Source organism: Clostridium sp. AF32-12BH (genome assembly GCF_003477935.1).
Lineage (GTDB): Bacteria > Bacillota > Clostridia > Lachnospirales > Lachnospiraceae > Brotaphodocola.
In genome coordinates this window covers 281,167-307,766 of record NZ_QUEH01000002.1, presented here as the reverse complement: position 1 = coordinate 307,766, position 26,600 = coordinate 281,167, and the positions used below count along the sequence as shown (strand labels likewise).

The 26,600-nt window shown below is 44.9% G+C and carries 31 protein-coding genes, 2 pseudogenes and 1 riboswitch; of the genes and pseudogenes, 22 read left to right on the top strand and 11 right to left on the bottom strand.

What is annotated here, in order from left to right; all coding sequences use genetic code 11:
* Positions 1-21: 21 nt before the first annotated feature.
* The 5 genes from clpX to DWZ40_RS03025 all read left to right on the top strand — a co-directional run bounded on the left by clpX (position 22) and on the right by DWZ40_RS03025 (position 6,096).
* Positions 22-1,332: an ATP-dependent Clp protease ATP-binding subunit ClpX gene (gene clpX, locus DWZ40_RS03045; protein ID WP_118540642.1), complete on the top strand. Its 1,311-nt coding sequence runs from the start codon at positions 22-24 to the stop codon at positions 1,330-1,332.
* A gap of 83 nt (positions 1,333-1,415) precedes the next feature.
* Positions 1,416-3,728: an endopeptidase La gene (lon, locus tag DWZ40_RS03040; RefSeq protein WP_118540640.1), complete on the top strand. Its 2,313-nt coding sequence runs from the start codon at positions 1,416-1,418 to the stop codon at positions 3,726-3,728.
* Between the two features lie 20 nt (positions 3,729-3,748).
* A complete protein-coding gene (gene yihA / locus DWZ40_RS03035) occupies positions 3,749-4,402 on the top strand; it encodes a ribosome biogenesis GTP-binding protein YihA/YsxC (protein WP_118540638.1) in 654 nt (217 codons plus the stop codon).
* A 126-nt stretch (positions 4,403-4,528) separates the two neighbouring features.
* The gene (locus DWZ40_RS03030) at positions 4,529-4,999 is read left to right on the top strand and encodes a methylglyoxal synthase (RefSeq protein WP_182430585.1); all 471 of its coding nucleotides are present in this window, start codon (positions 4,529-4,531) and stop codon (positions 4,997-4,999) included.
* 65 nt (positions 5,000-5,064) lie between these two features.
* Positions 5,065-6,096: a dipeptidase gene (locus DWZ40_RS03025; RefSeq protein WP_118540704.1), complete on the top strand. Its 1,032-nt coding sequence runs from the start codon at positions 5,065-5,067 to the stop codon at positions 6,094-6,096.
* Positions 6,097-6,149: 53 nt separating this feature from the next.
* On the opposite strand, the gene citG is transcribed toward DWZ40_RS03025, so the two are convergent.
* Both citG and citX read right to left on the bottom strand, forming a co-directional pair.
* Positions 6,150-7,007, bottom strand: a complete 858-nt coding sequence (gene citG / locus DWZ40_RS03020) for a triphosphoribosyl-dephospho-CoA synthase CitG (RefSeq protein WP_118540634.1) — start codon at positions 7,005-7,007, stop codon at positions 6,150-6,152.
* A 70-nt stretch (positions 7,008-7,077) separates the two neighbouring features.
* On the bottom strand, positions 7,078-7,584 hold the full coding sequence (gene citX, locus DWZ40_RS03015) for a citrate lyase holo-[acyl-carrier protein] synthase (protein WP_118540632.1): 507 nt from the start codon (positions 7,582-7,584) through the stop codon (positions 7,078-7,080).
* 365 nt (positions 7,585-7,949) lie between these two features.
* Here citX and DWZ40_RS03010 point away from each other — a divergent pair, with 365 nt between their 5' ends.
* The 4 genes from DWZ40_RS03010 (at position 7,950) to DWZ40_RS02995 (ending at position 11,510) form a co-directional block, all read left to right on the top strand.
* Entirely contained in the window at positions 7,950-9,002 is a 1,053-nt protein-coding gene (locus DWZ40_RS03010) for an ABC transporter substrate-binding protein (protein WP_243035171.1), read from the top strand.
* 7 nt (positions 9,003-9,009) lie between these two features.
* Positions 9,010-9,915, top strand: coding sequence for an ABC transporter permease (locus tag DWZ40_RS03005; RefSeq protein WP_118540630.1), 906 nt, complete (start codon positions 9,010-9,012; stop codon positions 9,913-9,915).
* Positions 9,916-9,921: 6 nt separating this feature from the next.
* Entirely contained in the window at positions 9,922-10,719 is a 798-nt protein-coding gene (locus tag DWZ40_RS03000) for an ABC transporter ATP-binding protein (RefSeq protein WP_118540700.1), read from the top strand.
* Between the two features lie 137 nt (positions 10,720-10,856).
* Positions 10,857-11,510, top strand: a complete 654-nt coding sequence (locus tag DWZ40_RS02995; RefSeq protein ID WP_118540628.1) for a cytidylate kinase-like family protein — start codon at positions 10,857-10,859, stop codon at positions 11,508-11,510.
* A gap of 176 nt (positions 11,511-11,686) precedes the next feature.
* Here DWZ40_RS02995 and DWZ40_RS02990 read toward each other — a convergent pair whose 3' ends face one another.
* Entirely contained in the window at positions 11,687-12,487 is an 801-nt protein-coding gene (locus tag DWZ40_RS02990; protein ID WP_118540626.1) for a hypothetical protein, read from the bottom strand.
* A gap of 190 nt (positions 12,488-12,677) precedes the next feature.
* Positions 12,678-13,295, bottom strand: a complete 618-nt coding sequence (lexA, locus tag DWZ40_RS02985) for a transcriptional repressor LexA (protein ID WP_118540624.1) — start codon at positions 13,293-13,295, stop codon at positions 12,678-12,680.
* 193 nt (positions 13,296-13,488) lie between these two features.
* On the opposite strand from lexA, the gene DWZ40_RS02980 reads away from it, so the two are divergent.
* From DWZ40_RS02980 to thiE, 7 genes are all read left to right on the top strand, one after another.
* On the top strand, positions 13,489-13,812 hold the full coding sequence (locus DWZ40_RS02980; RefSeq protein WP_118540622.1) for a LysM peptidoglycan-binding domain-containing protein: 324 nt from the start codon (positions 13,489-13,491) through the stop codon (positions 13,810-13,812).
* A gap of 123 nt (positions 13,813-13,935) precedes the next feature.
* Positions 13,936-14,784 (top strand): RNA methyltransferase, encoded by an 849-nt coding sequence (locus tag DWZ40_RS02975; RefSeq protein WP_118540620.1) that lies wholly within the window; start codon positions 13,936-13,938, stop codon positions 14,782-14,784.
* 1 nt (position 14,785) lies between these two features.
* Positions 14,786-16,078, top strand: a complete 1,293-nt coding sequence (locus DWZ40_RS02970) for an MATE family efflux transporter (RefSeq protein WP_118540618.1) — start codon at positions 14,786-14,788, stop codon at positions 16,076-16,078.
* Between the two features lie 53 nt (positions 16,079-16,131).
* A riboswitch (TPP riboswitch) is annotated at positions 16,132-16,235 on the top strand.
* Between the two features lie 178 nt (positions 16,236-16,413).
* Positions 16,414-16,653: a hypothetical protein gene (locus DWZ40_RS19740; protein ID WP_118540616.1), complete on the top strand. Its 240-nt coding sequence runs from the start codon at positions 16,414-16,416 to the stop codon at positions 16,651-16,653.
* A gap of 2 nt (positions 16,654-16,655) precedes the next feature.
* A complete protein-coding gene (gene thiW / locus DWZ40_RS02960) occupies positions 16,656-17,306 on the top strand; it encodes an energy coupling factor transporter S component ThiW (RefSeq protein ID WP_118540614.1) in 651 nt (216 codons plus the stop codon).
* Entirely contained in the window at positions 17,221-18,051 is an 831-nt protein-coding gene (gene thiM, locus DWZ40_RS02955; RefSeq protein WP_118540612.1) for a hydroxyethylthiazole kinase, read from the top strand. Before thiW ends, thiM begins: the two co-directional genes overlap by 86 nt.
* A gap of 34 nt (positions 18,052-18,085) precedes the next feature.
* Positions 18,086-18,715, top strand: coding sequence for a thiamine phosphate synthase (gene thiE / locus DWZ40_RS02950; RefSeq protein WP_118540610.1), 630 nt, complete (start codon positions 18,086-18,088; stop codon positions 18,713-18,715).
* On the opposite strand, the gene DWZ40_RS02945 is transcribed toward thiE, so the two are convergent.
* The 5 genes from DWZ40_RS02945 to DWZ40_RS02925 form a co-directional block, all read right to left on the bottom strand.
* Entirely contained in the window at positions 18,716-19,447 is a 732-nt protein-coding gene (locus DWZ40_RS02945) for an ABC transporter permease (protein WP_118540698.1), read from the bottom strand. It abuts the gene before it with no gap.
* A gap of 2 nt (positions 19,448-19,449) precedes the next feature.
* Positions 19,450-20,292 carry an ABC transporter ATP-binding protein gene (locus tag DWZ40_RS02940; RefSeq protein ID WP_118540608.1) on the bottom strand — a complete coding sequence of 281 codons (843 nt, stop codon included), beginning with the start codon at positions 20,290-20,292 and terminating at the stop codon, positions 19,450-19,452.
* Complete coding sequence (gene cobI / locus DWZ40_RS02935; RefSeq protein WP_118540607.1) at positions 20,285-20,977, bottom strand: precorrin-2 C(20)-methyltransferase; 693 nt, start codon at positions 20,975-20,977, stop codon at positions 20,285-20,287. Before cobI ends, DWZ40_RS02940 begins: the two co-directional genes overlap by 8 nt.
* 26 nt (positions 20,978-21,003) lie before the next feature.
* A complete protein-coding gene (locus tag DWZ40_RS02930) occupies positions 21,004-21,345 on the bottom strand; it encodes a DUF1413 domain-containing protein (protein ID WP_118540606.1) in 342 nt (113 codons plus the stop codon).
* Between the two features lie 169 nt (positions 21,346-21,514).
* Positions 21,515-21,673 carry a helix-turn-helix domain-containing protein gene (locus tag DWZ40_RS02925; protein WP_333489807.1) on the bottom strand — a complete coding sequence of 53 codons (159 nt, stop codon included), beginning with the start codon at positions 21,671-21,673 and terminating at the stop codon, positions 21,515-21,517.
* Between the two features lie 11 nt (positions 21,674-21,684).
* Between DWZ40_RS02925 and DWZ40_RS02920 the strand changes: the two are divergent.
* From DWZ40_RS02920 to DWZ40_RS02900, 6 genes and pseudogenes are all read left to right on the top strand, one after another.
* Positions 21,685-21,795 (top strand): annotated as a pseudogene (locus tag DWZ40_RS02920) (AraC family transcriptional regulator); the annotation flags it as partial.
* A 321-nt stretch (positions 21,796-22,116) separates the two neighbouring features.
* Positions 22,117-22,302, top strand: a complete 186-nt coding sequence (locus DWZ40_RS02915; protein ID WP_347560036.1) for a transposon-encoded TnpW family protein — start codon at positions 22,117-22,119, stop codon at positions 22,300-22,302.
* A 39-nt stretch (positions 22,303-22,341) separates the two neighbouring features.
* Complete coding sequence (locus tag DWZ40_RS20270) at positions 22,342-22,473, top strand: hypothetical protein (RefSeq protein WP_270487071.1); 132 nt, start codon at positions 22,342-22,344, stop codon at positions 22,471-22,473.
* A 113-nt stretch (positions 22,474-22,586) separates the two neighbouring features.
* Positions 22,587-23,321: a hypothetical protein gene (locus tag DWZ40_RS02910; protein ID WP_118540605.1), complete on the top strand. Its 735-nt coding sequence runs from the start codon at positions 22,587-22,589 to the stop codon at positions 23,319-23,321.
* Between the two features lie 164 nt (positions 23,322-23,485).
* Positions 23,486-23,647: pseudogene (locus DWZ40_RS02905) on the top strand (DUF2500 domain-containing protein); the annotation flags it as partial.
* Positions 23,648-23,661: 14 nt separating this feature from the next.
* The gene (locus DWZ40_RS02900) at positions 23,662-23,853 is read left to right on the top strand and encodes a hypothetical protein (protein ID WP_118540604.1); all 192 of its coding nucleotides are present in this window, start codon (positions 23,662-23,664) and stop codon (positions 23,851-23,853) included.
* A 702-nt stretch (positions 23,854-24,555) separates the two neighbouring features.
* Here DWZ40_RS02900 and DWZ40_RS02890 read toward each other — a convergent pair.
* Positions 24,556-25,608, bottom strand: a complete 1,053-nt coding sequence (locus DWZ40_RS02890) for a tyrosine-type recombinase/integrase (protein WP_118540602.1) — start codon at positions 25,606-25,608, stop codon at positions 24,556-24,558.
* Between the two features lie 23 nt (positions 25,609-25,631).
* Complete coding sequence (locus tag DWZ40_RS02885; protein ID WP_118540601.1) at positions 25,632-26,363, bottom strand: tRNA 2-thiocytidine biosynthesis TtcA family protein; 732 nt, start codon at positions 26,361-26,363, stop codon at positions 25,632-25,634.
* Positions 26,364-26,600: the final 237 nt, after the last annotated feature.

Genomic DNA, 26,600 nt, shown 5'->3' with positions numbered 1-26,600 from the left:
GAAAGGACAAGGTGTTATTTTATGCCGACAAGAACAGATGACAGGGTCAGATGCTCTTTCTGCGGAAAGACCCAGGATCAGGTAAGAAAACTGATTGCCGGTTCCAACAATGTATTTATCTGTGATGAATGTATCGAACTTTGCGGGGAAATCCTTGCAGAGGAATTGGATGAAAATGAAGAGGAAGTGGAACCTGTTTCACCTTTGGCAGGCATCAACCTGTTAAAACCGAAGGAGATCAAAGCATTCTTAGATGAGTATGTCATTGGGCAGGATGCAGCGAAAAAAGTGCTGTCTGTTGCAGTGTATAATCATTACAAACGGATTACTTCCGGCGCAGGAAGCGATGTCGATGTGCAGAAAAGCAATATTCTGATGCTGGGCCCGACTGGTTCTGGTAAAACCTATCTCGCACAGACACTTGCAAAGGTTTTAAATGTTCCATTTGCCATTGCAGATGCCACTGCTCTGACAGAAGCCGGTTATGTGGGTGAGGATGTAGAGAATATCCTTTTAAAGCTGATCCAGGCTGCAGATTATGATATCAGCAGGGCAGAATACGGGATCATTTACGTGGATGAGATCGATAAGATCACAAAGAAGTCCGAGAACGTTTCCATCACACGTGACGTATCCGGTGAGGGTGTCCAGCAGGCACTCTTAAAGATTCTGGAGGGTACCGTAGCAAGTGTACCGCCGCAGGGTGGAAGAAAACATCCGCATCAGGAACTGATCCAGATCGATACCACCAACATTCTGTTTATCTGCGGAGGTGCTTTTGACGGTCTGGAGAAGATCATTGAGAGCAGACTCAGCGCCGGCTCCATTGGATTTAATGCGGAAGTAGTCGATAAAAATAAAACAGATATCGATGAGCTTTTACGTCAGGTAGAGCCGCACGATTTGGTAAAATTCGGACTGATCCCGGAGTTTATTGGCCGTGTGCCGGTAACGGTTTCCCTGGATCTTCTGGATGAAGAGGCACTGACCCGCATCCTGACCGAGCCGAAGAACGCACTGACCAAGCAGTACCAGAAATTATTCGAACTGGACGGCGTAAAACTGGAGTTTACCCCGGAGGCTGTTGCTGAGGTTGCAAAACTTGCAGTCGCAAGAAAAACAGGCGCCAGAGGACTGCGTTCCATTTTGGAATCTGTGATGATGGATCTGATGTATGAGATTCCATCTGACAATAATATTGGCATCTGTACCATTACAAAAGATGTTGTAGACAAAACAGGAGAGCCGGAGCTGGTATACCGCGAAACGGCTGTGCCGCGCAAGACCCTCTCCCAGAGACTGAAGAAAGAAAAGTCCGACGAAATTGCTTAACTGTCATAAGCCGGATCGTAAAAAGGAGAATGGGAGCTTATGGCTCCCATTTTCTGCTTTTAAATCTTTTTAGGAGGAACCTGATGGAAGATACAAAAATTATAACAATGCCGGTGATTGCGCTTCGCGGTCTTACCATGCTTCCGGAAATGACCATCAGCTTCGATATCAGCCGCAAAAAATCGATTGCTGCAGTGGAAAAGGCTATGGTCAGTGACCAGCGCGTTTGTCTGGTTGCACAGAAAGATCCGGAAATTCAGGATCCGACATTGGAACAGCTTTGCCACATTGGTACCGCTTCTTACATAAAACAACTGGTGAAAATGCCAGGCGGAATTGTCCGTGTCATGGCCGAAGGACAGGAACGTGCAGAACTTCTGGATTTAGACAGTACGGAACCTGCCCTGATCGGTGAAATTTTGCTTACCGAAGAACAGGAATCGGATGTTGACGCAGCTGCTGCAGAAGCTATGTCCCGTATTTTAAAAGAAAAGCTGGAGTCCTATGGCCGTCAGCATCCCAAATTCAGCAAAGAGATCTTGCCGAATATGCTGCTTTGCGAAGACCTGGAAAGTCTGATGCTGCAGATGGCGAGCGAACTTCCCTGGGATTATAAGATCCGCCAGAATTATCTGGAGGAGACAACCCTGGCAGGACAGTATGAAGTGCTTTTATCAAACCTGATCCATGAAATCGAGGTATCCCAGATTCACCGCGAACTGCAGGAAAAGGTCAAAGAAAATATTGACAAAAACCAGAAAGATTATATTCTGAGAGAGCAGATGAAGGTCATCCGGGAAGAACTCGGTGAGGACCTGATGTCTGATGCAGACGAATATGAAAAACAGCTGGCCGCCCTGAAAGCAGACAAAGAGGTGAAAGAAAAAATCCAGAAGGAAATCGACCGATTGAAAGGCATGCCCGGCGGCGGGCAGGAAAGCAATGTGATTCGCACTTATATCGAGACCGTTCTGGAACTCCCGTGGAATAAAACATCCAAAGACAATAATGACTTAAAACACGCGAAAGAGATCCTCGAGGAAGATCATTATGGTCTGGAACAGGTGAAAGAACGCGTGCTGGAGTATCTGGCAGTTCGTGTCCTGTCAAAGAAAGGCAATAGTCCGATCATTTGTCTGGTGGGACCTCCGGGAACCGGTAAAACCTCCATTGCCCGCTCGGTTGCCCGTGCTTTAAACAAAAAGTACGTGCGCATCAGTCTGGGTGGTGTTCACGATGAAGCTGAGATCCGCGGTCACCGGAAAACCTATGTCGGCGCTATGCCAGGCCGCCTGGTCGACGGACTGCGTCAGGCAGGCGTAGCCAATCCACTGATGCTTTTGGATGAGATCGATAAAGTCAGCAGCGACTATAAAGGCGATACCTCATCTGCACTGCTGGAAGTACTGGACGGCGAACAGAATGTAAAGTTCCGTGACCATTATGTAGAGCTTCCAATCGATCTGTCGAATGTTTTATTCATTGCAACAGCGAATACGACCCAGACCATTCCGGGACCGCTCCTGGACCGTATGGAAGTTATTGAGGTTAACAGTTATACGGAAAATGAAAAGTTCCATATTGCGCGCGATTATTTGGTGGAAAAGCAGCGGGAGCGCTGTGGTCTGAAGAAGGATCAGATTGTCATTTCCGATTCTGCTCTGAAAAAGATCATCCACAATTACACACGCGAAGCCGGTGTGCGTAATCTGGAGCGCCGCATCGGAGAAATCTGCCGCAAATCCGCAAGAGAGTATCTGGAGCACAAAAAAGAGCATATTCGTGTCACAGAGTCTAACCTGGAAAAGTATCTCGGTAAGGAGAAAATTACCTTTGAGGATGCGAATGAAGAAGATCAGGTTGGCATTGTCCGCGGTCTCGCCTGGACCAGTGTGGGTGGTGACACCCTGCAGATTGAGGTCAATGTAATGCCTGGTAAGGGTGAATTGAAATTGACCGGACAGATGGGAGATGTTATGAAAGAATCTGCCATGACGGCTTTGACGTATGTCCGTTCCATCTGCCCGCAGTATGATGTGCCGGACGATTATTTTGCAAAGCATGATATTCATATCCACATTCCGGAAGGCGCTGTGCCGAAAGACGGTCCATCGGCCGGAATCACCATGGCGACTGCCATGTTCTCTGCTGTAGTAAACCGCAAGGTGCTGGCAAAAGTGGCTATGACAGGGGAAATTACCCTGCGCGGACGCGTACTTCCGATCGGTGGACTCAAGGAGAAGATTCTTGCCGCCAAGATGGCTCATATGGAGACGGTTCTGGTCCCAGAGAAAAACCGTGCCGACATTGCAGAATTATCGAAGGAAATTACCAGGGGACTGAATATCCTTTATATGAAGACTATGGATGATGTGCTGGCTGCAGCACTTGCATAACGGTAAAGTGAGGAAGAACGATGATTATTAAAAAAGCGGAACTGGAGACAGTCTGTGGCATTACCAGCACGCTGCCGGAAAATATTCTGCCGGAATTTGCTTTTGCAGGGAAGTCCAATGTAGGAAAATCTTCCCTGATCAATGGTCTATTAAACCGCCGGGCCCTCGCGAGGACTTCCTCACAGCCTGGCAAGACCCAGACGATCAATTTTTATAATGTCAATGACAACCTGTATTTTGTCGATCTGCCGGGCTATGGTTACGCAAAGGTATCTGTTGAGGTAAAGGCCAAATGGGGCAAGATGATCGAACGGTATTTAAAGAAATCGAAAATGCTCAAATGCATTTTCCTTCTGATCGACATCCGGCACGATCCGTCTGCCAATGATAAGATGATGTACGACTGGATCGTTTCCAATGGGTATAAGCCGGTTATCATTGCGACGAAGCTCGACAAATTAAAACGCAGCCAGATTCAGAAGCATGTGAAGATGGTGCGCGAGGGACTGGGGCTCGCCAAAGAAGATATCCTGATCCCGTTCTCTGCGGAGACCAAACAGGGGCGGGATGAGATCTGGGCACTGATCGATTCTTTACAGAATCCTGTTTCTGAAAGTGAAAACAGTTCCTTCAATACATTGCCGGACACCGGGGATGATCCTGATCCCAAATAGGATTTTACAAAAATTTCACTTGTATGTTTTTCAAATGTGTGATACCTTTTAGCTAATCCGTACAGGAGAAAAATAGCTGCTATTTACAAAAAAGGGTGAACGGCAGCGTTAAGGAGGATCTGTTATATGTCTCAGGAATACATTACATTTACTATCGGCAGCAAAAAGAACATTGCACTGATCGCTCATGATAACGAAAAGCCAAAACTGATCGCATGGTGCAAAGAACATAAAGGAGAGCTCGAAAAGCATAATCTGTATGGAACCGGCACAACTGCCCGCATGATCACGGATCAGACTGGACTTACCGTTAAGGGATACAACAGCGGTCCACTGGGGGGTGATCAGCAGATTGGCGCAAAGATCGTAGAAGGCGTGATCGATTTTGTCGTATTCTTTTCCGATCCGTTAACAGCCCAGCCTCATGACCCGGATGTGAAAGCCCTGATGCGAATCGCACAGGTCTATGATATTCCTATGGCGGTTAACAAAGCCACTGCGGATTTCATGATCACATCCTGCTTTATGAATAGCGATTACCAGCATGAGGTAATCAATTTTAAGCGCAATATCGAAGAGCGTGCAGAAACATTATAATGGGTATAAGAGAAGAGACCGGTGGCAAACCCGGTCTCCTGTTTTTAGAGGGAGGAAAGAAATCCATGAAAGTAGTAGATATGCATTGTGACACCATCTCGGAACTTTTTCAGGCCAGGGAGCGGGGAGAAACAGGATCCATTCTGGATAACCATTTTCATATTGATTTAAATAAGATGGAACAAGGAGACTATTTTCTGCAGAATTTTGCGATGTTTGTACATCTCGGAAGAGAACAGGATCCGTTTCATTATGCAATGAAGCTGGTGGATCTGTTTTATACGGAACTGGAGCAGTATGCAGATCAGATCCGTATCGTAAAAAGCTGGAAGGATATCGAAGAAAACCGGCATCAGGGCAGAATGTCAGCCATGCTGACACTGGAAGAGGGGGGCATCTGCAAAGGCGATCTGGCATGCCTGCGTGATTTTTACCGTCTGGGAGCCAGAATGATGACGATTACCTGGAATTTTCCAAATGAGCTTGGTTTCCCAAATGGAAAGGATGAGAGCGTCTCTCCGGCCAGGGCAGTTCCTGACACGGAGCATGGACTGACAGAAACCGGGATTGCTTTTCTGGAAGAAATGGAACGCCTCGGAATGATCATAGATATTTCGCATCTGAATGATGCAGGAATCTGGGACGTCTTCCGTTATACAAAAAAACCGTTTGTAGCAAGTCATTCCAACGCGCGGGCACTGGCACATCATCCGAGAAACTTAACCGATGAAATGATCCGGGCACTGGCAGAACGCGGAGGGGTGGCTGGTATTAACTATTATGCCCCATTTTTAAAAGACAGGGAAGACCAGTTCACGGGCTCTGGAGAGACAGTTTCTCAATATACACAAAAAAAGCCGCTGCACGGTCTGTGTAGCGACATGGTAGCGCATATGAAACATATGAAGCAGATCGGAGGCATCGGCTGCATTGGACTTGGCTCCGATTTTGACGGAATCAATACCATGACCGAGATGAAAGATGCTTCCGGCATGCAGCTTCTGGCAGATGAAATGAGCAGGGAAGGATTTACTACCGGGGAAATCGAGGCAGTATTTCACGATAACGTCCTGCGCGTTTACAAAGAACTTCTGTAACGGTTTCCTATGTTTCAAGGTTCGAACTTCTCTAAGAGATTGCCGCATGTGCGTTATGAGACGGTGATCTGCTCCAGACGATAGAGTAAAATCGTAACAGCCAGAAGATCGGCACAGCCGCCAGGACTGACATTCATATGGATATATTTCTGGTTCAGTTTTTTTAAGGCCTCGATTCCGGAAGCAGAAGAAGCGCCGCCTGCTTTTAAAATCTGGGCTGCTTCCGATTTTACATAGCCCTGTATAACCGTGTTGGCGCGGCTTAAGACGTTCGTGTCATCTACATTTGCCATGAGGGTGAGAAGCGTGTTTAAGTATGCCTCATTTTCGGACTGACCAGCCAGAAAGGCAGCGCGGAGGGCTGGCAGCGAAAACGTGCGGACGGAAGGGAAGCCTTTCTGGGCTTCTCCCCGGATGCCTTTTGTGCTGTAGCGCAGATAAAGCAGTTCCCCATGCGTTTTCGGGTTTTTCCGGTCAATCTTTTGAAAATCTTTGCGCATGGCGTCATAGCAGAGATAACCGGAAAGCATCAGGATTTTTTCTGCATCGAATTTTTGGTGGCGTTTGTAAAAAAGGCCTGCTGCCGCGGCAATGGTTCCGACGGAAAAGATCATGCCTTTATGGGTATTGACACCATGGGTGGCCTGAAACATGGCTGTTTCTGCTTCCATTCCGATCGGACGAATGCTTTCAAATAATGCATTAAAATCTGTGTTTTCCCAGGTGTTTCCTGCTTCAAACATGCGTTTTAAATATGGGACGATCGCATTGGTGCTGGCTTCAAACGTATCGTAATTCATATCGGTATGCGCGCCGCTGTCGTGGCGGTCTACAAGCCCTGGTTTTGGTGTTGCACCAACTTCGGCCATGAGTGCGTAGGCACATTCTTTGGCAAAAAGAGAAGAAATCATAAATACCAGTCCCTCCACAATATGTAATTATGCTGTCGCAGTTTATGTGCTGCGCAAACTGCAACATTTTTTACAGACTTTCCAGAATATGTTCAATTTCTAATGTGAGTTCAGCAACCGTATGTCTGCGGCTGCGGCTGCAGACATGAGCCGGCTGTTTACAGAGCAGACAGGTCCTTGGCGCAAATCCGAGCTCTTCCCGTGACACTTTGCTTCCGTCCGCGCGGAGTACATCGATATCGAATAAACGGCCAATGCGATCCTGGTCTTCCAAAGTGATCATTAGTTCTTTTACAAAATTTGGATTTGCATCTACGCTGTAAAAAGCCTCGTAGCCGGTTTTTGCTTTTATGGTTTCCATATGCTGGATGAGCAGCAGCCGTTCTTTTAATAAGGCTTCAATCCGCTGGCACCCTGCAGCGAAGGCATTTGGAACACCTGGAAGAACCTTAACCGGTCCTGGTATATTTAATGTAAAACTGATCAGACATTTTTTGTACTGCTGCAGCAATTTCGTTTGCAGGCAGCAGCGCTCTTCTCTTGCTGTAAGCATTTCCTGCAGACTAACTTCTTCCATGAAAATCCCCCTGTAAGTGAATCATATATATGCCAATAAAGCTCCCCATTTCCCCCGTATGGCAAGCATTTTTCACGATCATTTGGCAGAAATCGGATTTGAATGCCATTGGTTTTGAAACAGAAGCTTTACTGGATTTCAGAACATTACTTCGTTGTTACAGGATTTATTATAGGTTAAATTTTAAAAAAGTGCAAATACTTAATAAGTTATGACCTATATAAAGAAAACCTTATCACTTTAATGCGTTAAATTTACACGAATTTAAAGTATTAAAATTGACGCGGCGCAAAAAGTATAGTATGATGGAAAAAGTTCAAGCAATATTCTGAAATCAGAATAGGAAGAAAAGGGAGGGTAATATTATGAAAAAATCAAAAAAAGCACTTGCACTCATTTTGGCTGGAGTGATGGCTGCATCCATGACAGCATGTGGTTCTGGTAAAACCGCAGAAACGACACAGGCAGCAGCAGACGCTAAGACGGAAGACACAAAGGCAGCAGAATCCGGAGAATCCAAAGATGCTGCATCCGGGGATGCCAAATATACCGTAGGCATCTGCCAGCTGGTACAGCATGTTGCATTGGATGCTGCGACCGAAGGATTTAAAGATGCGCTGACTGAGGAACTTGGCGATCAGGTCACCTTTGACGAGCAGAACGCACAGGGCGATTCCAATACCTGCGCTACCATTATCAACAGCTTTGTATCGGAAGATGTGGACCTGATCCTTGCAAACGCGACCGCAGCACTTCAGGCTGCACAGGCTGGCACCGACACGATTCCGGTACTTGGAACCGCAGTTACGGAATATGGTGTGGCTCTTGGCATCGATGGATTCGATGGAACCGTGGGCGGCAATATTTCCGGAACTTCTGATCTGGCTCCGTTAAATGAGCAGGCAGCTATGATAAAAGAGCTGTTCTCGGATGCCAAGAAGGTAGGACTTTTGTATTGTTCCGCAGAAGCAAACTCCCAGTATCAGGTAGATACGGTAAAGGCAGAACTGGAAAAACTTGGTTATACCTGTGAATACTATGCGTTTTCTGATTCCAACGATCTGGCTACCATTGCTACCAACGCAGCAAACAATTCAGATGTGATCTATATTCCGACTGACAATACCGCAGCAGCAAATACAGAAATCATCAATAATATCTGCCAGCCTGCCGGTGTTCCGATCATTGCAGGAGAAGAGGGCATCTGCAGCGGATGTGGTGTCGCAACCCTTTCCATCAGTTACTATGATCTTGGTGTTGCAACCGGCAAGATGGCAGCAAAGATTTTAACTGGCGAGTCCAATGTATCCGAGATGCCGATCGAATATGCTCCACAGTTTACCAAGAAATATAACAAAACCATTTGCGAAGCACTTGGTGTTGCCGTTCCGGATGATTACGTTGCGATTGAGGAGTAACTGATATATGATGAGTTTGATAAATGCACTGCCTGGTGCAGTGGCACAGGGACTGATCTGGGGAATTATGGCAATTGGAGTTTATCTGACCTTCCGTATCCTGGACATTGCAGATCTGACCGTAGATGGATCTCTTGGAACCGGAGGTGCAGTATGCATTATGCTGATGCTCTCTGGACATAATGTGTGGACAGCTATGGCAGGTGCTACGATAGCCGGTATGGCGGCAGGTCTGGCAACCGGAATTCTTCATACTTTTATGGGAATTCCGGCGATCCTTGCCGGAATCCTGACCCAGCTTGGTCTGTATTCCATCAACTTAAAGACCATGGGAAAATCCAATCAGGCCATTAACGTGGATAAATTTGATCTTTTGGTTTCCTTGCGCTTTATCCGCAAGGTTCCATTTTACAAAAATACGATCTTGATCGTAGCGATCGCGATCATCGTTCTGATCGTTGTCTTGTACTGGTTTTTCGGTACAGAACTTGGCTGTTCCTTAAGGGCAACCGGATGCAACGATAAAATGGCCCGTGCACAGGGCATCAACACCGATTTTAACCGAGTTCTGGGGCTTATGATATCCAATGGTCTGGTAGCGCTCTCCGGAGCTATGCTGTGTCAGTATCAGGGATTTGCCGATATCAATATGGGACGCGGCGCAATCGTGATCGGTCTTGCCGCAGTGATCATCGGAGAAGCAATCTTCGGAAAAATATTCCGTAATTTCGGCTTCAAACTGCTTGCAGTTGCCCTTGGCTCCATTATTTATTATCTGGTGCTTCAGGTTGTGATCTGGCTTGGTATTGATACGGATCTGCTGAAACTTCTGTCTGCAGCCGTGGTTGCTGTATTTCTGGCAATTCCTACCTGGAAGAACCGTTATTTTTCAAAAATGGGAAAGAGAGGGTAGTGAATGATGCTGGAGATTAAAAATATCACAAAGACCTTTAATAAGGGCACTGTGAATGAAAAGAAAGCCCTCCGCTGTGTGAATCTCACCTTGAATGACGGGGATTTTGTAACAGTGATCGGCGGAAACGGAGCAGGCAAGTCGACGCTTTTAAATGCGATTGCAGGTGTCTGGCCAATTGACAGTGGTGCGATCGTCATTGACGGAAAAGACGTGACCAGACTTCCAGAGTATAAACGTGCAGCGTTTCTGGGACGTGTGTTTCAGGATCCGATGAATGGAACTGCTGCGACCATGGGAATTGAAGAAAATCTGGCATTGGCATTGCGCCGCGGAAAGGTCCGCAGCTTAAAACCAGGAATCAAAAATGAGGAACGCAAGCTGTATAGGGATATGTTAAAACGCCTCGGACTTGGTCTGGAAGACCGTTTAACCTCCAAAGTGGGACTCCTTTCCGGCGGACAGCGTCAGGCTCTGACCTTACTGATGTCTACCCTGCAGAGACCGAAATTATTGCTTTTGGATGAACATACAGCCGCTCTGGATCCGAAGACAGCAAAAAAGGTGCTCGATCTGACTGCGGAAATGGTCGAAGAGCAAAAGTTAACCACATTGATGATCACCCACAATATGCGCGATGCGATCCAGATGGGAAACCGCCTGATCATGATGCATGAGGGAAATGTTATTTATGATGTGGCGGGAGAAAAAAAGAAGCGTCTGACCGTCGAGGATCTTCTTCATAAATTTGAGGAAGCCAGCGGAGAAGAGTTTGCAAACGATCGTATGATCCTTGCAAAATAGTGGAAAAATCCATTTGAATAATCAGAAAAAAAGAATCAAACCGGCAGAGTGTAAAAAAGTTTGGCACTCTGCCGGTTTTGTGTTATACTAAATAGGGAAATAAAAGACAGAATATGATTTCCAAAGGGGGACATCTTATGGATAAACACAAACTTGTTATTACGATAGAGCGTCAGTACGGAAGTGGTGGACGAATTGTCGGCAAAAAACTGGCAGAGGATTTAAACATTCCATTTTATGACGATGAAATTTTAAGTATGACAGCTGAAAAAAGTGCGGTCGGAGAACGCTATTTCCGTCTTGCAGATGAAAAAGCCGGAAATAACCTGCTGAGAAAAATTGTAGGCAATCTGCACCTGCCGTCTGGTATTTTTGATGAGCCGAAAAAAGAGGGCGATGTAACTTCGCCAGACAACCTGTTCCGGTTTCAGTCAGAAGTGATCCGGGAACTGGCAGCTGCACAGTCCTGTGTCATTGTGGGCCGGTGTGCAGACTATATTCTGGAAACCGCAGGAAAAGAGGATCTGATCAAAATATTTGTTTATGCGGATATTTCTACCTGTGTACGCAGAACGCAGGAAACAGACGGTATTACCGATACCAAAGAGGCCTTAAACAAGTTAAACAAGATCACGAAACAGCGCAGAGCGTATCATAAGTATTTTACCGGTAAGGAATGGGAAGATTTAATGAATTATGATTTGCCGATCAATGCCAGCAAACTGGAACTCGATCAGGTTGTGGAACTCATCAAGGATTATATCCGAATGGTCGGCTATGATATTTCATAATCGGACAACGAAAAACGGCAGTCAGATAACGGGGCGACGAAGTGACCGGATAACAAAGTGACATACGATAAGATCGAAAAGAGCCAGCAGATACTGTGTCTGCTGGCTCTTTTCGATTTCGCTGCATATCGAGGAAAGGTATCCTCTGCCTGGTGTGGCATTTTGCGTATTTGATATTATTTCTTTGTGATCTTTGTGATCTGGATTTCTTTGTCGTTGATGGAACCCTCGTACTGAATCTGAAGGGTGTCACCTTCTGCATACTGGCTTAAGTCCGTATCACTGGAAACAAAGGTGAAGAAATCGCCGGTCTGTGCTTCGAGAACGATATGATCTCCATCCTCACCGATCTGTGCAACTTTACCTACGAAAGCATTGATCTTGGCTTCATCAGAATCTTTTGCGTCTGCAGCAACGATCTTGATTGCCAGCGGCTCGTCGTCCAGGTCGCCGAGGTAGGTAACTTCAACGTCTGCATCTGGCTTGATGCCATCTGTTCCGACTACATAAGCATTGCCGGTCAGAATCTTATATTCTTCTCCGTCTACTTCCAGGGTCATCGTGTCAGAAGCTACTTCCTTAACGGTTCCTTCTGCAACCGGATCCATGGACTGCTCTAACATGGAAGCGGTAACTTCCATGGCAATAACAGGTACCGGGTCGTCCGTAGTTTCTGCCGGGAACGTGATATCTACCCAGTCGCCTTCAGAAAGCGGGAATTCTTTGGTTACGTCTGCACTGGAGATATCGTATTTCTTTTCTTCATCGCTATAGTCGTCTTTTATGGTAAGAACATCACCGTCAATCGCTGTGATCACACCACTGGTATAATCTTCATCAACTTCTGCCTCCGTAGTAGACTCTGCTACCGTCGTTTCTTCCGGAGCAGCGGTAGTCTCGGTTGCTTTTTTTCCGGAACAGGCTGCTGCACTGATGGAAACTGCTGCGATTGCAGTAAACAATAATGCCTTTTTCATAATAATATCACTCCTCTGATCTTTCTTTGTCAATTCATACTTTTGGAACCAACAAACAAGAGTTTACTACAAAGCAGATGAAAAAGCCATTGATTTTTTATTAAGTTTTCCGGAAAATGGTGAACATTTGGTGAACTTCAGTATTTGCTCAATACAAAAATCCGATTCTTTCAGAATGGCATTTACGTATTTACGCCATCATGCGGAATAATCCAATGACTTTCCCCAGAATCTCTACATGATCCGTGATGATCGGATCCATGGCATCGTTTTCCGGCTGGAGACGGTAGTGCCCGTTTTCCTTGTAAAACCGTTTGACTGTGGCAGAATCATCGACAAGTGCGACAACGATCTCTCCGTTTTCTGCCGTATTGGTCTGCTCGACGATGACCTTATCGCCGCTATAGATTCCCGCATTGACCATACTTTCCCCTTTGACTTTTAACATAAAGGTATCTTTGTTTGGAAGTATTTCAGCCGGAATCGGAAAATAGTCTTCGATGTGCTCCTGTGCCAGAATCGGTTCTCCGGCAGCTACTGTACCAATTACAGGAACCTGAACCATTTCCCGGCGGTTTAATGCAAATTCATCGTCCAGGATTTCAATGGCGCGTGGTTTGGTCGGATCTCTGCGTATGTATCCATTTGCCTCCAGGGATTCCAGATGAGAGTGGACCGATGAGGTCGACTTAAGCTGAACTGCTTCGCAGATCTCACGTACTGCAGGCGGATAGCCCTTTTTCAAAATACATTCTTTGATATATGATAAAATTTCCTGTTGTTTTGCTGTAATTTTACCCTGACCCATCATCATTCCTCCATGCGGATATATTCAATATAAAGTGTTTCTTTTTTATAGGATTATAGTAGCATAGTTTTACTCAAAAAGCAAACTTTTGTTCGTTTTTCTTGGAAAACATATTGACAAACATTTGTTCGGAACGTATAATGACAGCATAACAAACGTACGTTCGGAATATTTTTACGCAGGGGGAATCTTTATGAAAACAGGCAGAAATACGAAACGCAGATTACGGAACCTTATGGTTATTTTATTAATGATTCTGGCATTTTGCTCTGGTTTTTTCGGACACACCTTGTTGAACGCGAGGGCAGAAGAGAAAGCTGCAGTACAATTGAACCGTTATTATACCAGTGTACAGCTTCGTCAGGGGGATAATCTCTGGAATCTCGCGGATCAGTATTATAAAGGGAGCGGTTATTCCAAAGCAGAATATGTCGAGGAATTGAAACGCATGAATGGTTTGAAATCCGAACAGATTCATTCCGGAGAATTTCTGACAGTCGTATATTTTGCTGAATAACTTGCATAAGGCGTTGGCAGTCGTTATAATTATGTTTGTTTTGAAATCATACTACTAGAATTCTTATATACCCACTCAGTGCCCGAGATGGGATATGATATTAATTTGACTAAGGAGTAATTTATGCTGCATACAAACATCATAAAAGTAACAGATCTGCAGATGCCGGAATTGGAAGTCTATACGAGATTGTCGGAAAATCAGCTTTTCCATTATTTTGAACCGGATACTGGAATTTTTATAGCAGAAAGCCCAATTGTAATTGGACGGGCACTGGATGCTGGATATATCCCGGTTTCAATCCTAGCAGAAGAAAACGAGCTGGACAAGGCAGCTGCTGAAATTCTTGCCCGTTGTGGGAATGTTCCAATCTATACAGCCCCTATGGAAGTATTAACAAAATTGACCGGGTTTGCATTAACAAGAGGACTTCTTTGCGCCATGCGCAGGAAGCACCTGCCATCCATTGAGACCGTCTGTTCCGGGGCAAGGCGTATTGCTGTTTTGGAAAATGTGATGAATCCTACCAATGTGGGAGCGATATTTCGTTCAGCCGCAGCATTGAATATGGATGCGGTTCTGTTAACCTCTGGCTGCAGTGATCCCCTGTACAGACGCGCAATCCGGGTGAGTATGGGAACGGTTTTCCAAATCCCGTGGACTGTGTTCGAACGAAACGGTACATGGCCGCGCCCCGCGATGGATACGTTACACCAGCTTGGTTTCAAGACAGCTGCCATGGCATTGACGGATCAGTCTGTACGCATTGACGACCCGGCTGTGCTTGCAGAAGAAAAACTTGCCATTGTACTTGGAACCGAAGGAGATGGACTTGCACAAGATACCATTGCAGATTGTGACTATACCATCCGTATTCCCATGACACATGGAGTGGATTCTCTGAATGTAGCCGCTGCAAGTGCAGTAGCTTTCTGGCAGCTTGGAAATCAGAGAGTGGAGGGAAACGCGTAACATGACCATCCGAAGACAGTTTATTCGTTATGTATCCCTGAATATGCTGGGCATGCTTGGAATGTCGCTCTACATTTTAGCAGATACATTTTTTATTGCCAAAGCAGTTGGTGCCAACGGTATTACAGCACTGAATCTGGTATTGCCTCTTTATAATCTGATTTTTGCATTTGGAGCCATGATTGGTGTAGGTTCGGCAATTCGCTTTGCCGTAGAGCGCAACCACGGAATAAAAGAAGCGGAAGGATACTTTTTTCATGCCTTGGCCTGGGCTACTGTTCTAAGTCTGGTGTTTGTGTTTGCAGGAATCTTTTTCCCGGGAAAAATCATTCATATTCTTGGGGGAGATGAGCAGATTGTTGCTACTGGTATTTTATATACCCGTATTTTTCTCATGTTTGCGCCTTTTTTCATGTGGAACCATATTGTCAGTGCATTTGTGAGAAATGACGGGGATCCATCCATTGCCATGTTTGCAACACTTGGGAGCAATCTGTTTAACATTGTGTTTGACTATGTTTTGATGTTCCCATTTGGTCTCTCTATGGCTGGAGCAGCGTTGGCAACCGCGCTGTCTCCAATTGTCAGTATTTTCATTTGTATGAAACATTTCCGGTCTTCGCGGAATACGATTTTGTTCAAACCGGTTCCGTTGTCGATCCGGAAGTTGTTTTTTTCCTGTCAGGTTGGTGTGTCTGCTTTTGTGGGGGAAATTTCTTCCGGAGTCATTACCGTGGCATTTAATACCATTATCTTAGGGTTGTCCGGGAATGTCGGAGTAGCGGCATATGGTGTTGTAGCCAACTTTTCTCTGGTTGCAGTCGCTCTTTTCAATGGAATTGCCCAGGGGTCCCAGCCACTCATCAGTCGTTTTTATGGGCAGGGTGACAAAAACAGTTTAAAGACGGTAATTGGTTTGGCTCTGAAAACTGCATTGTGCGTTGCCGCTGTATTGTTAGTAAGTGTCCAGATCTGGTCAAAACCGATGGCTGGTATTTTTAACCGGGAACAGGATATGGAACTTGCCAGTCTTGCTGAACAGGGATTGCGGATTTATTTTACCGGCTTTTTATTCGCTGGAATTAATATTGTGGGAGCAAACATACTCAGCGCGGTAGAATCGGTTCAATGGGCTTTTTTATCTTCCATGTCACGCGGGTTTATTGCAATCCTGACATGTGCATGTTTGCTATCTTTTTTATTTGGTATGAATGGAGTATGGCTGGCATTCCCATGTGCGGAGCTCATGACAATGCTGCTGACTCTGACTGGCATAAAAAAGTTTAACCGTTGACATCTAAAAAACTCTGTGCTATGCTATCATCTGATTGAAACAGTTACAAATGAATATAAGTGCGCGGGAGCCTGTGTGACAGGCTGAGAGGAAGATGAATCTTCGACCGTACCTGATTTGGGTAATGCCAACGGAGGGAAGCAAGAACGATAGAATGCATCTTCTGCGAGTTACCGGAAGATGCATTTTTATTGCTTTGCATGTCGAGGAGGCGCCACTGGCGCGTCCGCTGACTTTATAGGAATTGCCTCCTATGGAGCAAAAAGCGCTCCGCCAGGATGCGCATGGCGTTCCATTTTGTTTCATGAAAAATAGAATCTGACTGCACAACAGATATGAGAAAGAATCCGGAAATTGTGATCTGGTTTTCTGAAATCGGCATTTTTCTGTTGGAAAAGATGGCCGGAGGGGGAGCGCCCTGCAGCCAGGCAGGAGGAGTTGATATAGCGATGGGAATCCGTGTTTTCGGAGTGAGAGGAAGTAAGAGAACTTCGACCGAACAAGGGATTTTTGTCGCTAAAAGCAGAAATCATTCCCCTTTCTGGCGTCAGAAATCCGAAAAAACAGGAGGATGAAAATGGAAAAACAAAGAATGAAAACGTTTCGCATGGTATTTCTGGCTATGATGGTTGCAATTGGAGTGGTTATTTCTCCAATTCTGAGAATTGAGGGAATGTGTCCTACGGCCCATTTGATCAATATTACCTGTTCTGTATTTATGGGACCGTGGTATTCTCTGCTGTGTGCATGCATGATTGGCGTAATCCGCATGATGTTTATGGGAATTCCGCCATTAGCTTTAACAGGTGCTGTGTTTGGTGCATTTTTATCTGGTGTGCTCTATCGGGCATCAAAGGGAAAAATTATCTGTGCAGTGATTGGCGAAATCATTGGAACGGGTATCATTGGCTCTATCGTCTCTTATCCGGTTATGGCATTTATCATGGGCAGGGATGGACTCAATGCATTTTATTATACCCCGATGTTTATCTCTGCAACCATTATGGGTGGCATCGCAGCCTATGTATTTTTAAAGGCGCTTAGCCAGACCGGGATGCTTGCAAAATTTCAGGAAAGTCTTGGTGCAAAAGTATATGACAGAAATCGAAGAAACAAAGAAGGAAACAACAGTACAGCAGGTTATGCTGGAAATGCTGGAAATTCGAAAGCATACGAAAAGAAACGCTTCGCTGATTCATTGCATTACGAATCCCATATCGATTCATGACTGTGCGAACATCATTCTGGCGACGGGAGCCCGCCCCATTATGGCAGAGCATCCGAAAGAAGTAGAGGAAATAACAGAAGTGGCGTCAACTCTCATGTTGAATCTTGGAAATATTACGGATGCACGTATGGAATCCATGAAGCGTTCACTCGATGTTGCGAATCGAAAAAAGATTCCGGTGCTTATCGATCTGGTCGGGGTTACCTGCAGTAAACTTCGCCGGGATTTTGCAAGACAGCTTTTTACGGAGGGTACCTTTTCTGTGATAAAGGGAAACATTTCTGAAATCCTGGCAGTTGCAAACCTTCCCTTCCATGGGACTGGAATTGATGCCGGAGCACAGGATGCGATATCCTCGGAAAATGAAGCGTTGTATTGTAAAATTGCTAAAGAATTGGCGGCTCATTTGGGGTGCGCGGTTATGGCAACAGGCAAACAGGACCTGATCGCAGATAAAGACAGTGTTTTTCTGGTATCAAACGGTCATGAGGCATTGTCTGGAATTACGGGAACCGGCTGTATGGTTGGTGCACTGACTGCGGCATACCTTCCCGCAAGCGTAGCACTGGCTTTTGCCGGTACACCTGCTGCATTGCTGGCAGCCATTACCATGGGAATCTCAGGAGAACATGCCGCATCCGGCTCCAGAGGTCCCGGAAACTTTCAGGCAGCTCTTCTGGATGAGGTTTTCTGCATGACCGACAGTCAGCTGCAGAATCAAGCACAGATACGCCGTATCGGGTAACACAGATGCCATTCATAGAAAAGAGGAACTTAAGATGAAAAACAACCTGGATTTAAGCTTATATCTTGTAACTGACAGTACTTACCATACCGAAGAATCTCTTCTTTATACCGTAGAGGAAGCGTGCAAGGGTGGTGTTACCATGGTGCAGCTTCGCGAGAAGAATACCGGCGGGCGGGATTATCTGGAAAAAGCCTGCAAGCTTCGTGCGATTACAGACCGTTATCATATTCCGCTGATCATCGATGACCGTGTGGATGTTGCCATGGCCTGCGGTGCTGCCGGTGTTCATGTTGGTGCATCAGACCTTCCGGTAGCAGAGGTTCGCCGTCTTCTCGGACCGGATAAAATTGTGGGAGCAACCGCTAAAACCGTTGAAGCTGCGCAGAAGGCTTACCAGGATGGCGCAGATTACCTTGGAGTCGGAGCAATTTATCCGACCACAACCAAGGTGACCACCGTGCTCACAGAGGTTTCTACACTGGCTGCCATCTGCAAGGCCGTTCCGATCCCGGCGGTTGCCATCGGAGGACTGAACCGGAAAAATATGGATATTTTAAAGGGGAGCGGAGCGGACGGTATTGCAGTAGTATCTGCTATCATGAAAGCAGATGACCCGAAAAAAGCAGCCGAAGAGCTGCTTGCTGCAGTGAAGGAGCTTTGATCACAGATTTTTCTTTTTGTATAGAAACCAGGATGCGGCAGCAGAAAAGCATGCCAGATATAATACCAGAATCCAGATCCCTGTGAAGGAGAATGCTTCCTGATTGGCAATCTGCCGCAGGGCAGCGCTGGTCTGTGACAGAGGAAGCCAGCTGATCAGCTGGCGGATCCCGTCAGGCATATTCTGGGCGGAGAAAAAGGTGTTGCACAGATACGCCATCGGCATGATAACATAGTTTGAAAACCGCGGCACATCTGCATGGTTTTTCGCGTAAAAGGAAACTACAACACCAATGGTGGAGAACACCGCTCCGTTCAGAAACATAAACAGATATGACCAGCCGTTAAAGCAGAGGCCGGTCCGCAAAGGAAGGACCAGAAGTATGATCACACTTCCCGCATAGACACCGCGCAGACTTCCGCCGATGATCTGACCCGCAATAAACTGCCAGAGAGGAGTCGGCGAGATCATGACCTGGTCAAATGCTTTTTCATACAGGCGCTGTACATTCAGTGTCTGGGCAATGGCATTGAAGCTTCCGTTCATGGTAGTAAGAGCCACTACACCTGGGATCAGAAAGTTCAGATAGGGCTGGCCGTGTGATACGGTCTGGACACCAAAGCCGAATACCAGAATATACAGGAGCGGAGCAATCATGGCTGCGGATGTGATCTTAAAAAAATTGTGGTGGAATTCCACCCATTTTTCCCATAATACAGTAAGAATTCCCATGGTCATCTGCGCTCCATTTCTTTTCCGATGTGTTCAAGAAAGACATCTTCCAGCGTTGTATTGCGCAGTGATGTCTCATATGGCGAGTCGGACAGATAACGGATTGCCTCCTCCTTCTCTGAAAAATAATGGCATCTGACACCCTCCGGTTTTGTTTCATCTACCGCATAGCGCCCAAGCACTTCAATCATGTGCCTGGGCGTATCAGTTTCTCTCAGCACACCGCGGCACATAAAGCCGACACGGTCGCAGAGTGATTCAGCCTCTTCCATATAATGTGTAGTAAGAAGAATCGTCAGATTCTGTTGGTTCAGCTTTTTTAAAAGATTCCACATCTGTCTGCGGGCCAGAGCATCCATTCCGGCTGTTGGCTCATCCAGCAATAATATTTCCGGTTCTGTTAACAGTGCACGGCAGACCATCAGTTTTCTTTTCATTCCGCCAGACAGCTTCCGGACGGTTCTTTTCCGGTAATCCAGCAGTTCGCAAAAGTTCAATAATTGTTCTGAACGTTCCCGTATTTTTTTTAATGGCATATAGTAAAGACGTCCCTGATATTCCATGATCTCATCCATAGTCATGTCCTGACGCATCGAGTACTCCTGTGTAACGACGCTGAGCTTTCTTTTTAACCGGTCATTTTGCCTGGTCAGCGGTTCTCCGTCAATCTGAATGGAGCCTTTGGTAGGAAGCAGAAGTGTAGACAGCATGCTGATCGTTGTTGTTTTTCCTGCACCATTTGGCCCCAGAAGTCCAAAAAACTCTCCGGTTTCGATCGTAAGGTTCAGATGATCCACCGCAAGGAACTTATCATATTGTTTCGTTAGATCCTGTAATTTAATCATGCGGTTCCTCTTTTACAACAATAATAGAATAGTAGCTTGCCTGATCCGGTATTTCGTCAATACAGTGATAAATATGCTCGTCCGGCATGCCGCAATTTTCAATCATAGAGCAGGTTGTATTGCTGCGTTTTAGAGCTTCCTTTACAAGCGGCATTTTGGAAGCAGCTTTCATCAGCACTTTTGTTCCCGAAAGGTTCAGTGCATCTTCGACTCCATAAGTAGATGGGATGATATGAATCTGCTCAGAACGGTCAGCAAGACTATCTTCGAGTTTGGCACTGACAGCACAGAATGACGGAATTCCATTGATGATCTTTGCGTCATATCCGCGGGCTTTTACCAGACGGTGAATGTAAATATAAGTGCTGTAAATGGTCGGATCTCCAAGAGTAAGACAGGCTACATCCAGTCCCTGTTCCAGCTTTTCTATGATTCGGTCCGCTGCAGTCTGGTATGCAGCGTCCAGAACAGCCCGATCCTTTGTCATGGGTGTAGCAAGGTTCAGACATTCTTTCTGGTCGAGATTCTTTACAACGCCGCTTGCAATCCGGTAAGCGACTGCCTTTCCCTTGCCATCTGCCGGTACCGCCAGGACCGGACAGCACTTAATTGTGTCGACTGCAAGATAGGTCATAAGGCGAGGATCTCCAGGACCAACACCAACACCGTATAACGTTCCATTCATAATGTTTCTTCCTCTCGTTCTTAAAATTAAAGAATTTTATATACAGCGTGTTTCTTTGAATTGTAGTTACCGGTAAATCGTATTTTGGTTTGATATTCTTCGGTAACCAGATTGAAAAATTTACGACCAAATTGACCGGCCATACCATTTGGAAGGTTCCAGTCTTCTCCGTAGATTTCCGGAACTGAGAATAACTCGCCTTTTTTGTATTTTTGCAAAGCTCTTTGAACTGCATCGGGAGGGGTGATAGTAATCTGACCAGGGAATAGAATGCTTCTTATAAAATCCTGGAGTGAATTGGCACCTGCTCGTCGAACCAAATCGTCATAGTTGTCATCAGATACAGTGATTTTAATTGTTTTTGACATATGAGTACCTCCTTAAACACAAACTCATGGACTTTGCAAACGCGTGTCCATGCCATCTATGCCTGTATAATAACGCGCTACCATGCCTTTGTCAACTGCAATTTGCAATTTTCATTTTGTAAAAACACTGCTTTGTGAGATTGACAATGATTGTCTGAAGGTGTAATTTTCAGAACTTATTTCTTATCTTTTGGTATTCTCTAGGTGAATATCCTTTTAGCTTGTGGAAGAGTCGGCTGAAATAAAGCTGGTTATCATACCCGACAATCTTAGAAATCTCATTGATGGAATAAGTTGTTGTTTCAAGTAAAATCTGAGCATTGGTGATTCGGATTCCTACTGGATAGTGGATTTGAAAGTCAAAGAACGTTTAACCGAACATTTAAAGAAAGATACAAAATATCGCCGAGTGACTATCGGAGTAAATGCGTGAAAGATATGTTGTTATAAACGGTTCTATTAATGGAAAAGAGCTTACTGTATCCACAAAGAAAAATCCGGAACGGAAGTTGCAGACGGAAACCCATACCGTTATAGGAAAAGCAGTCGGAGACTTCCAGAACCAACAGAAGATCCAGAAAAATGATCGTGAACAGAGGCTGGCAGGAATCTACTACAACCGAGGAAGAAATAGGAATGTCCTATTCAACCTGTCAAGCGTATGGTTATCGAGGACTTTATCCTGAAGCATCGCATGTTGAGTTATTTCCCGTTCATGTATCGTTTTCCAAAGCGGTGTATAGTCAACCATGATCCGTCCTCCTACGGACAATCATAGCGAATGTTTTCACAAATCCATATTGTGTATACAAAAACAGAGGGGAACACATTTACAAAGAAAATTGGCAGACAGTCTATGATGTCCGTTATCATTTCAATGAAGATACAAAGGAAACAATGCAGGAGAAGATTAAACGGATGCCGGTTACAGAAGCAAGCCGAATGGCAGTGTACTAAAATTTGGTGGATGTAATTGAAGAAAAAATATGATATAATGTGAGTAACAAGTCGGAATTTGCCTGGCTGTATCCGTCTATCCATGAGAATGACCTGATGATCCAGATGTATGGAACGGAAGTCTATCATACAGTACGCCTTCTGAATGATTATTCGGAATATGGAGGATGATAAAGATTTTTACAGCAAGAATTCCGAAGATGTGCGCAAAACGAATGTTCGTCGGCGGTGTCTGAATGTAAGTCAAATGTCTGTGGGACTTAAGAAAGGAGGAAAATGTGCGTATGAGCTTGAGTAATAAAAGTAGAAGGAAAGCAGGTCTGCTGATACTTGCCGTGACAGGCCTTTTAGCTGTAACGCCTATGCTGTCTGGCTGCGGCGGCAGCGGGAGGGAGGAAGCATTGAAGCAGGCTATTTATGTAGGAACCGGCGGATATGATCCGGCCAATGATGGAAAAATCGTCATTGTCTGCGGAAAACTGGAACTTCTGGAACCTGCCTATGATGAGGATCTGGGCATCACCATTGAGGCACCTCGTGTGATGCGTTCCGGCCAGAAACTGAAAAAGAAGGAATTGAATCAGGGCATGACCGGCAATAACATGGAATGGAATTCTAATTTTCAATATGGTGATTTTATCGGAAAAGCAGATGTGGGCGAGTTCCATCTGGGCGAGGATTTCTTGCAGAACATGATGGTGAGATATGACCCTGACTTGGATGAGAAGATGCTTGAAGAGGCTGGATATGCGATTGTAAGGGATTTTAAGGGTAATACCAGGGAGGAGGATAAAAACGCAAGGCCTTATGTGGGAACTGCCAGAATGGGCCGGGGTGTCTATGAAGAAGGGGACGTCCGGTATGATTATACGGTTCCGGGACCAAAGCCGGGAGAGATGGTGACCATCATAGGCATTCAGAACCAGGATACTATCAATTATGTAGAGGGAACCTATGAAAATATGTTGAGTGGAGAGCTGGATAAGGACACGGCGATCCATAAAACAACACATCCTTAAGATTGTTCGTATTTGAGTGAAAGTGAATGTCCGTGAAGCTTCAGTTTGCCGATGCCAAAAGCTTAAAACAGAATATCGCGGAGACGATGGCATGAATAAATTATACGATTTATTAAAATATATTATCTATGCGAGTTTCTACATGATTGTGATTACATGGCTGCCATTCGACTTCAAGTACCAGCTACTATGTCACGTTTCAGGTAGAGAGCGGTGACCGGATGGAACTGCCGGTTTCTGGCAGAGAATATGGAATGCTGGCGGAAGGCGACATTGGGAAACTTACGTTTCAGGGAACGAGATATCTGTCATTTGAGCGCGTGTGATTCTGGAGGTGTTTATGAAAAAGTTTATGTCCATTATCTATGTTATAGCATTTGTTATTGGTATTATCTTCATCGTAACAGCAGATACAGGCTTGATTACAAGTTATTATCCTGCTTTGATTGCAGGCATAATCATTAGTTGCTTTGCGGGAGTGTTCATTGCTATCTACTTATATGCTTGGCATAAGCAATCTAATTCAAGTTAACGAATCCAGAATTAATGTCGCGATGGTCTTCTAATAATGAAGAACCCATGTCACATTATTTGAATAATTCATGTTACCGAGCACTCTGGAAATGCCCTGATTGTGGTGGCGAATATATACGTTCTATTCGAGATATGGCAACGGGAAACGTGGATTGTGTGTATTATTCAATGAAAGAAGTTCTTCCGGGTGTTAATTCCTTTGCCGTATTGCATCCGGATTTAATGAATGAGTGGAACCATTTGGATAACTATTTGTTATGTGATCCTGATCAAATTTTGGATAATTGCATAACACCTGTTTGGTGGACATGCCCAGTGTGTGAACACGATTATAAGTGCTCACCAAAGCAACGGATTCTTTATCAAAAACGAAACATGGATGCTTGTACTTTCTGTAAAGGTTTGCGAAGAAAGGAACGGCATTATATTTGACTAAGAGAAGGTCACTTTACATCCCTCAAAATGGGTAAAGAGACCTTTTTATATTATCTTTTATTTAAAGGGAATCATGTATTAGAAACTATTATAATAGTATAATTTAAAAATCTTTATACTTTATACAGTTTTACTTTTTACTTGGCAAATATGAATTTTGAACTTTATTTTAGCAAAATACTTTTCCAAAGTTTTACTTTAAACGGAAATAAAGTACATTTTTTGCCCAAAATGCTGAAAAAAATTTTTTCCAAATGATATTAACTTAAATTTCCCGCAATTTCACTACATTTCTGGCACTTCTTCTCCGTTCATCTTCCAGTGCAGCGTAGTGTTTTTTGGTGGTGTTTACATCGGAATGTCCGAGAACATCTGCTACAAGATAGATATCGCCTGTTTCCCGGTACAGATTGGTGCCATAGGTACTGCGCAGTTTGTGCGGGGTAATCTTTTTGAGCGGTGTGACGATACGAGCGTATTTTTTAACCAGGTTTTCTACCGAGCGGACATTCATGCGTTTGCGCTGCATGGAAAGGAAGAGTGCCTGCTCGCTTCCTTCTTCCGGAATGATTCCAAAGCGTTCATCAAGATAGTCCTGAAGTGCATTTTCTACTTCTGACCCGAAATACACCGTTACTTCTTTTCCGCCTTTGCGATGAATATGTATGCCACCGTTTTTAAAGTCTACATCGTTGATATCGAGACCGACACATTCGGAAACGCGGATTCCGGTTCCGAGAAGCAGCGTCAGGAGTGCCAGATCACGAAGCCGTGTACGTTTATGAAAGGTTTTTTGTTTTTCAGTCAGGCCTTCTCCCTGCTCTACGGCATCCAGAAGAAGGGCTACTTCATCTACATCGAGGCGGATGATTTCTTTATCATGCAGCTTTGGGAGCCGGACGAGAGCTGCCGGGTTTGTTGCAAGCTTTTCTGTTCGAAAAAAATAATTATAAAAGCTTTTCAGAGAAGATATTTTACGCATGATACCTCGTTCCTGATTCATAATCTCATGATTCTGTTCGTTGAATCGGTATTTCAGGTATTCCATATATTCTTCAAGATCCGTCACCGTGATCTGGTCCAGCTGTTCCAGCTGAAAATCCATTCGTTCCATTTTGGAAAAGACAGGATTTTCTTTTTTCAGAAAGTCAAAGAAAACAGATAAGTCATAGGCATAGGCAATCCGGGTCCTTGTAGAGGTGCGCGGTTCAATCCCACGGAAAAACTCGGTGCAAAATGGAGGAAGCTCTTTCATCATTTCCCTGAGCTTTTTGATATTTTCAATGTCTTTCTGCTGATAATAAGGTATATTTGCCATAATTGTGTCTCTTTCCGAATTTGTTATTTATGTTTATCAGGGTTTTCCCATCCGGGAAGGTTTCCATATGATACTGCATGAAACAGTCGTTCCCGCACACCAGGTGCCTCCGCATTGATGGAACGGATCAGATTTTTGATTGCTTCGCGATTTGTGTGACCGTCCATCGGACAGGGATTTTTGCAGACCGGAAGCTGATACTTGTTCCGGAAGCCTTTTACATCGGCCTCGGAAACCAGCATCAGCGGCCGAATGACGGTAAGGTCTGTGCGGTCTAAATGGGTAACCGGTGGAAATGCATAGAAACGTCCTTCATAGAGAAGAGACATCATTGCAGTTTCGATGATGTCGTCCTTATGGTGGGCATAAGCGATTTTATTGCATCCAAGTTCCATGGCTTTCTGGTTTAGCGCGCCTTTTCTCATCTTTGCGCAGAGAGAACATGGATTTGTTTCTTTGCGGATGTCGAAGAGGATTTTTCCAATCTCGGTGGTCACAATCTCGTAAGGAATGTGAAAGCTGCTGCAAAGCGCCTGAATTGGTCCCAGGTTCATAGGTTCCAGTCCGAGATCTACGGTAATGGCAGATAATGTAAAGGGAATCGGATAGAATTTCTGAAGACTGGCGAGACCATACAGTAAGGTAAGGCTGTCTTTGCCGCCGGAGATTCCTATCGCTATGTGATCTTTTGCTTCAATCATATGATATTGGTCAATGGCCTGACGCAGCAGGCTGAGTAGTTTTTGAAGTTTCATCTTTTTTATACGAGGATCCTTTCTCTAAAACGTAAGACTATCTTACCACAAAAAAGCTTCTGCGTCATACTTATCTTTATTGAGCAATGTTTCTCATCTGACGAATATGAAATTGACAATCGAAGTTCTACTTTTTATACTAAATCCGTTATTGGAGTTAGCACATGCTAATTTACAGGATGAAATTGCGTAACGGAAGGGGAAGAAAAATGAGAACACGCAAGATTCAAAAACAGG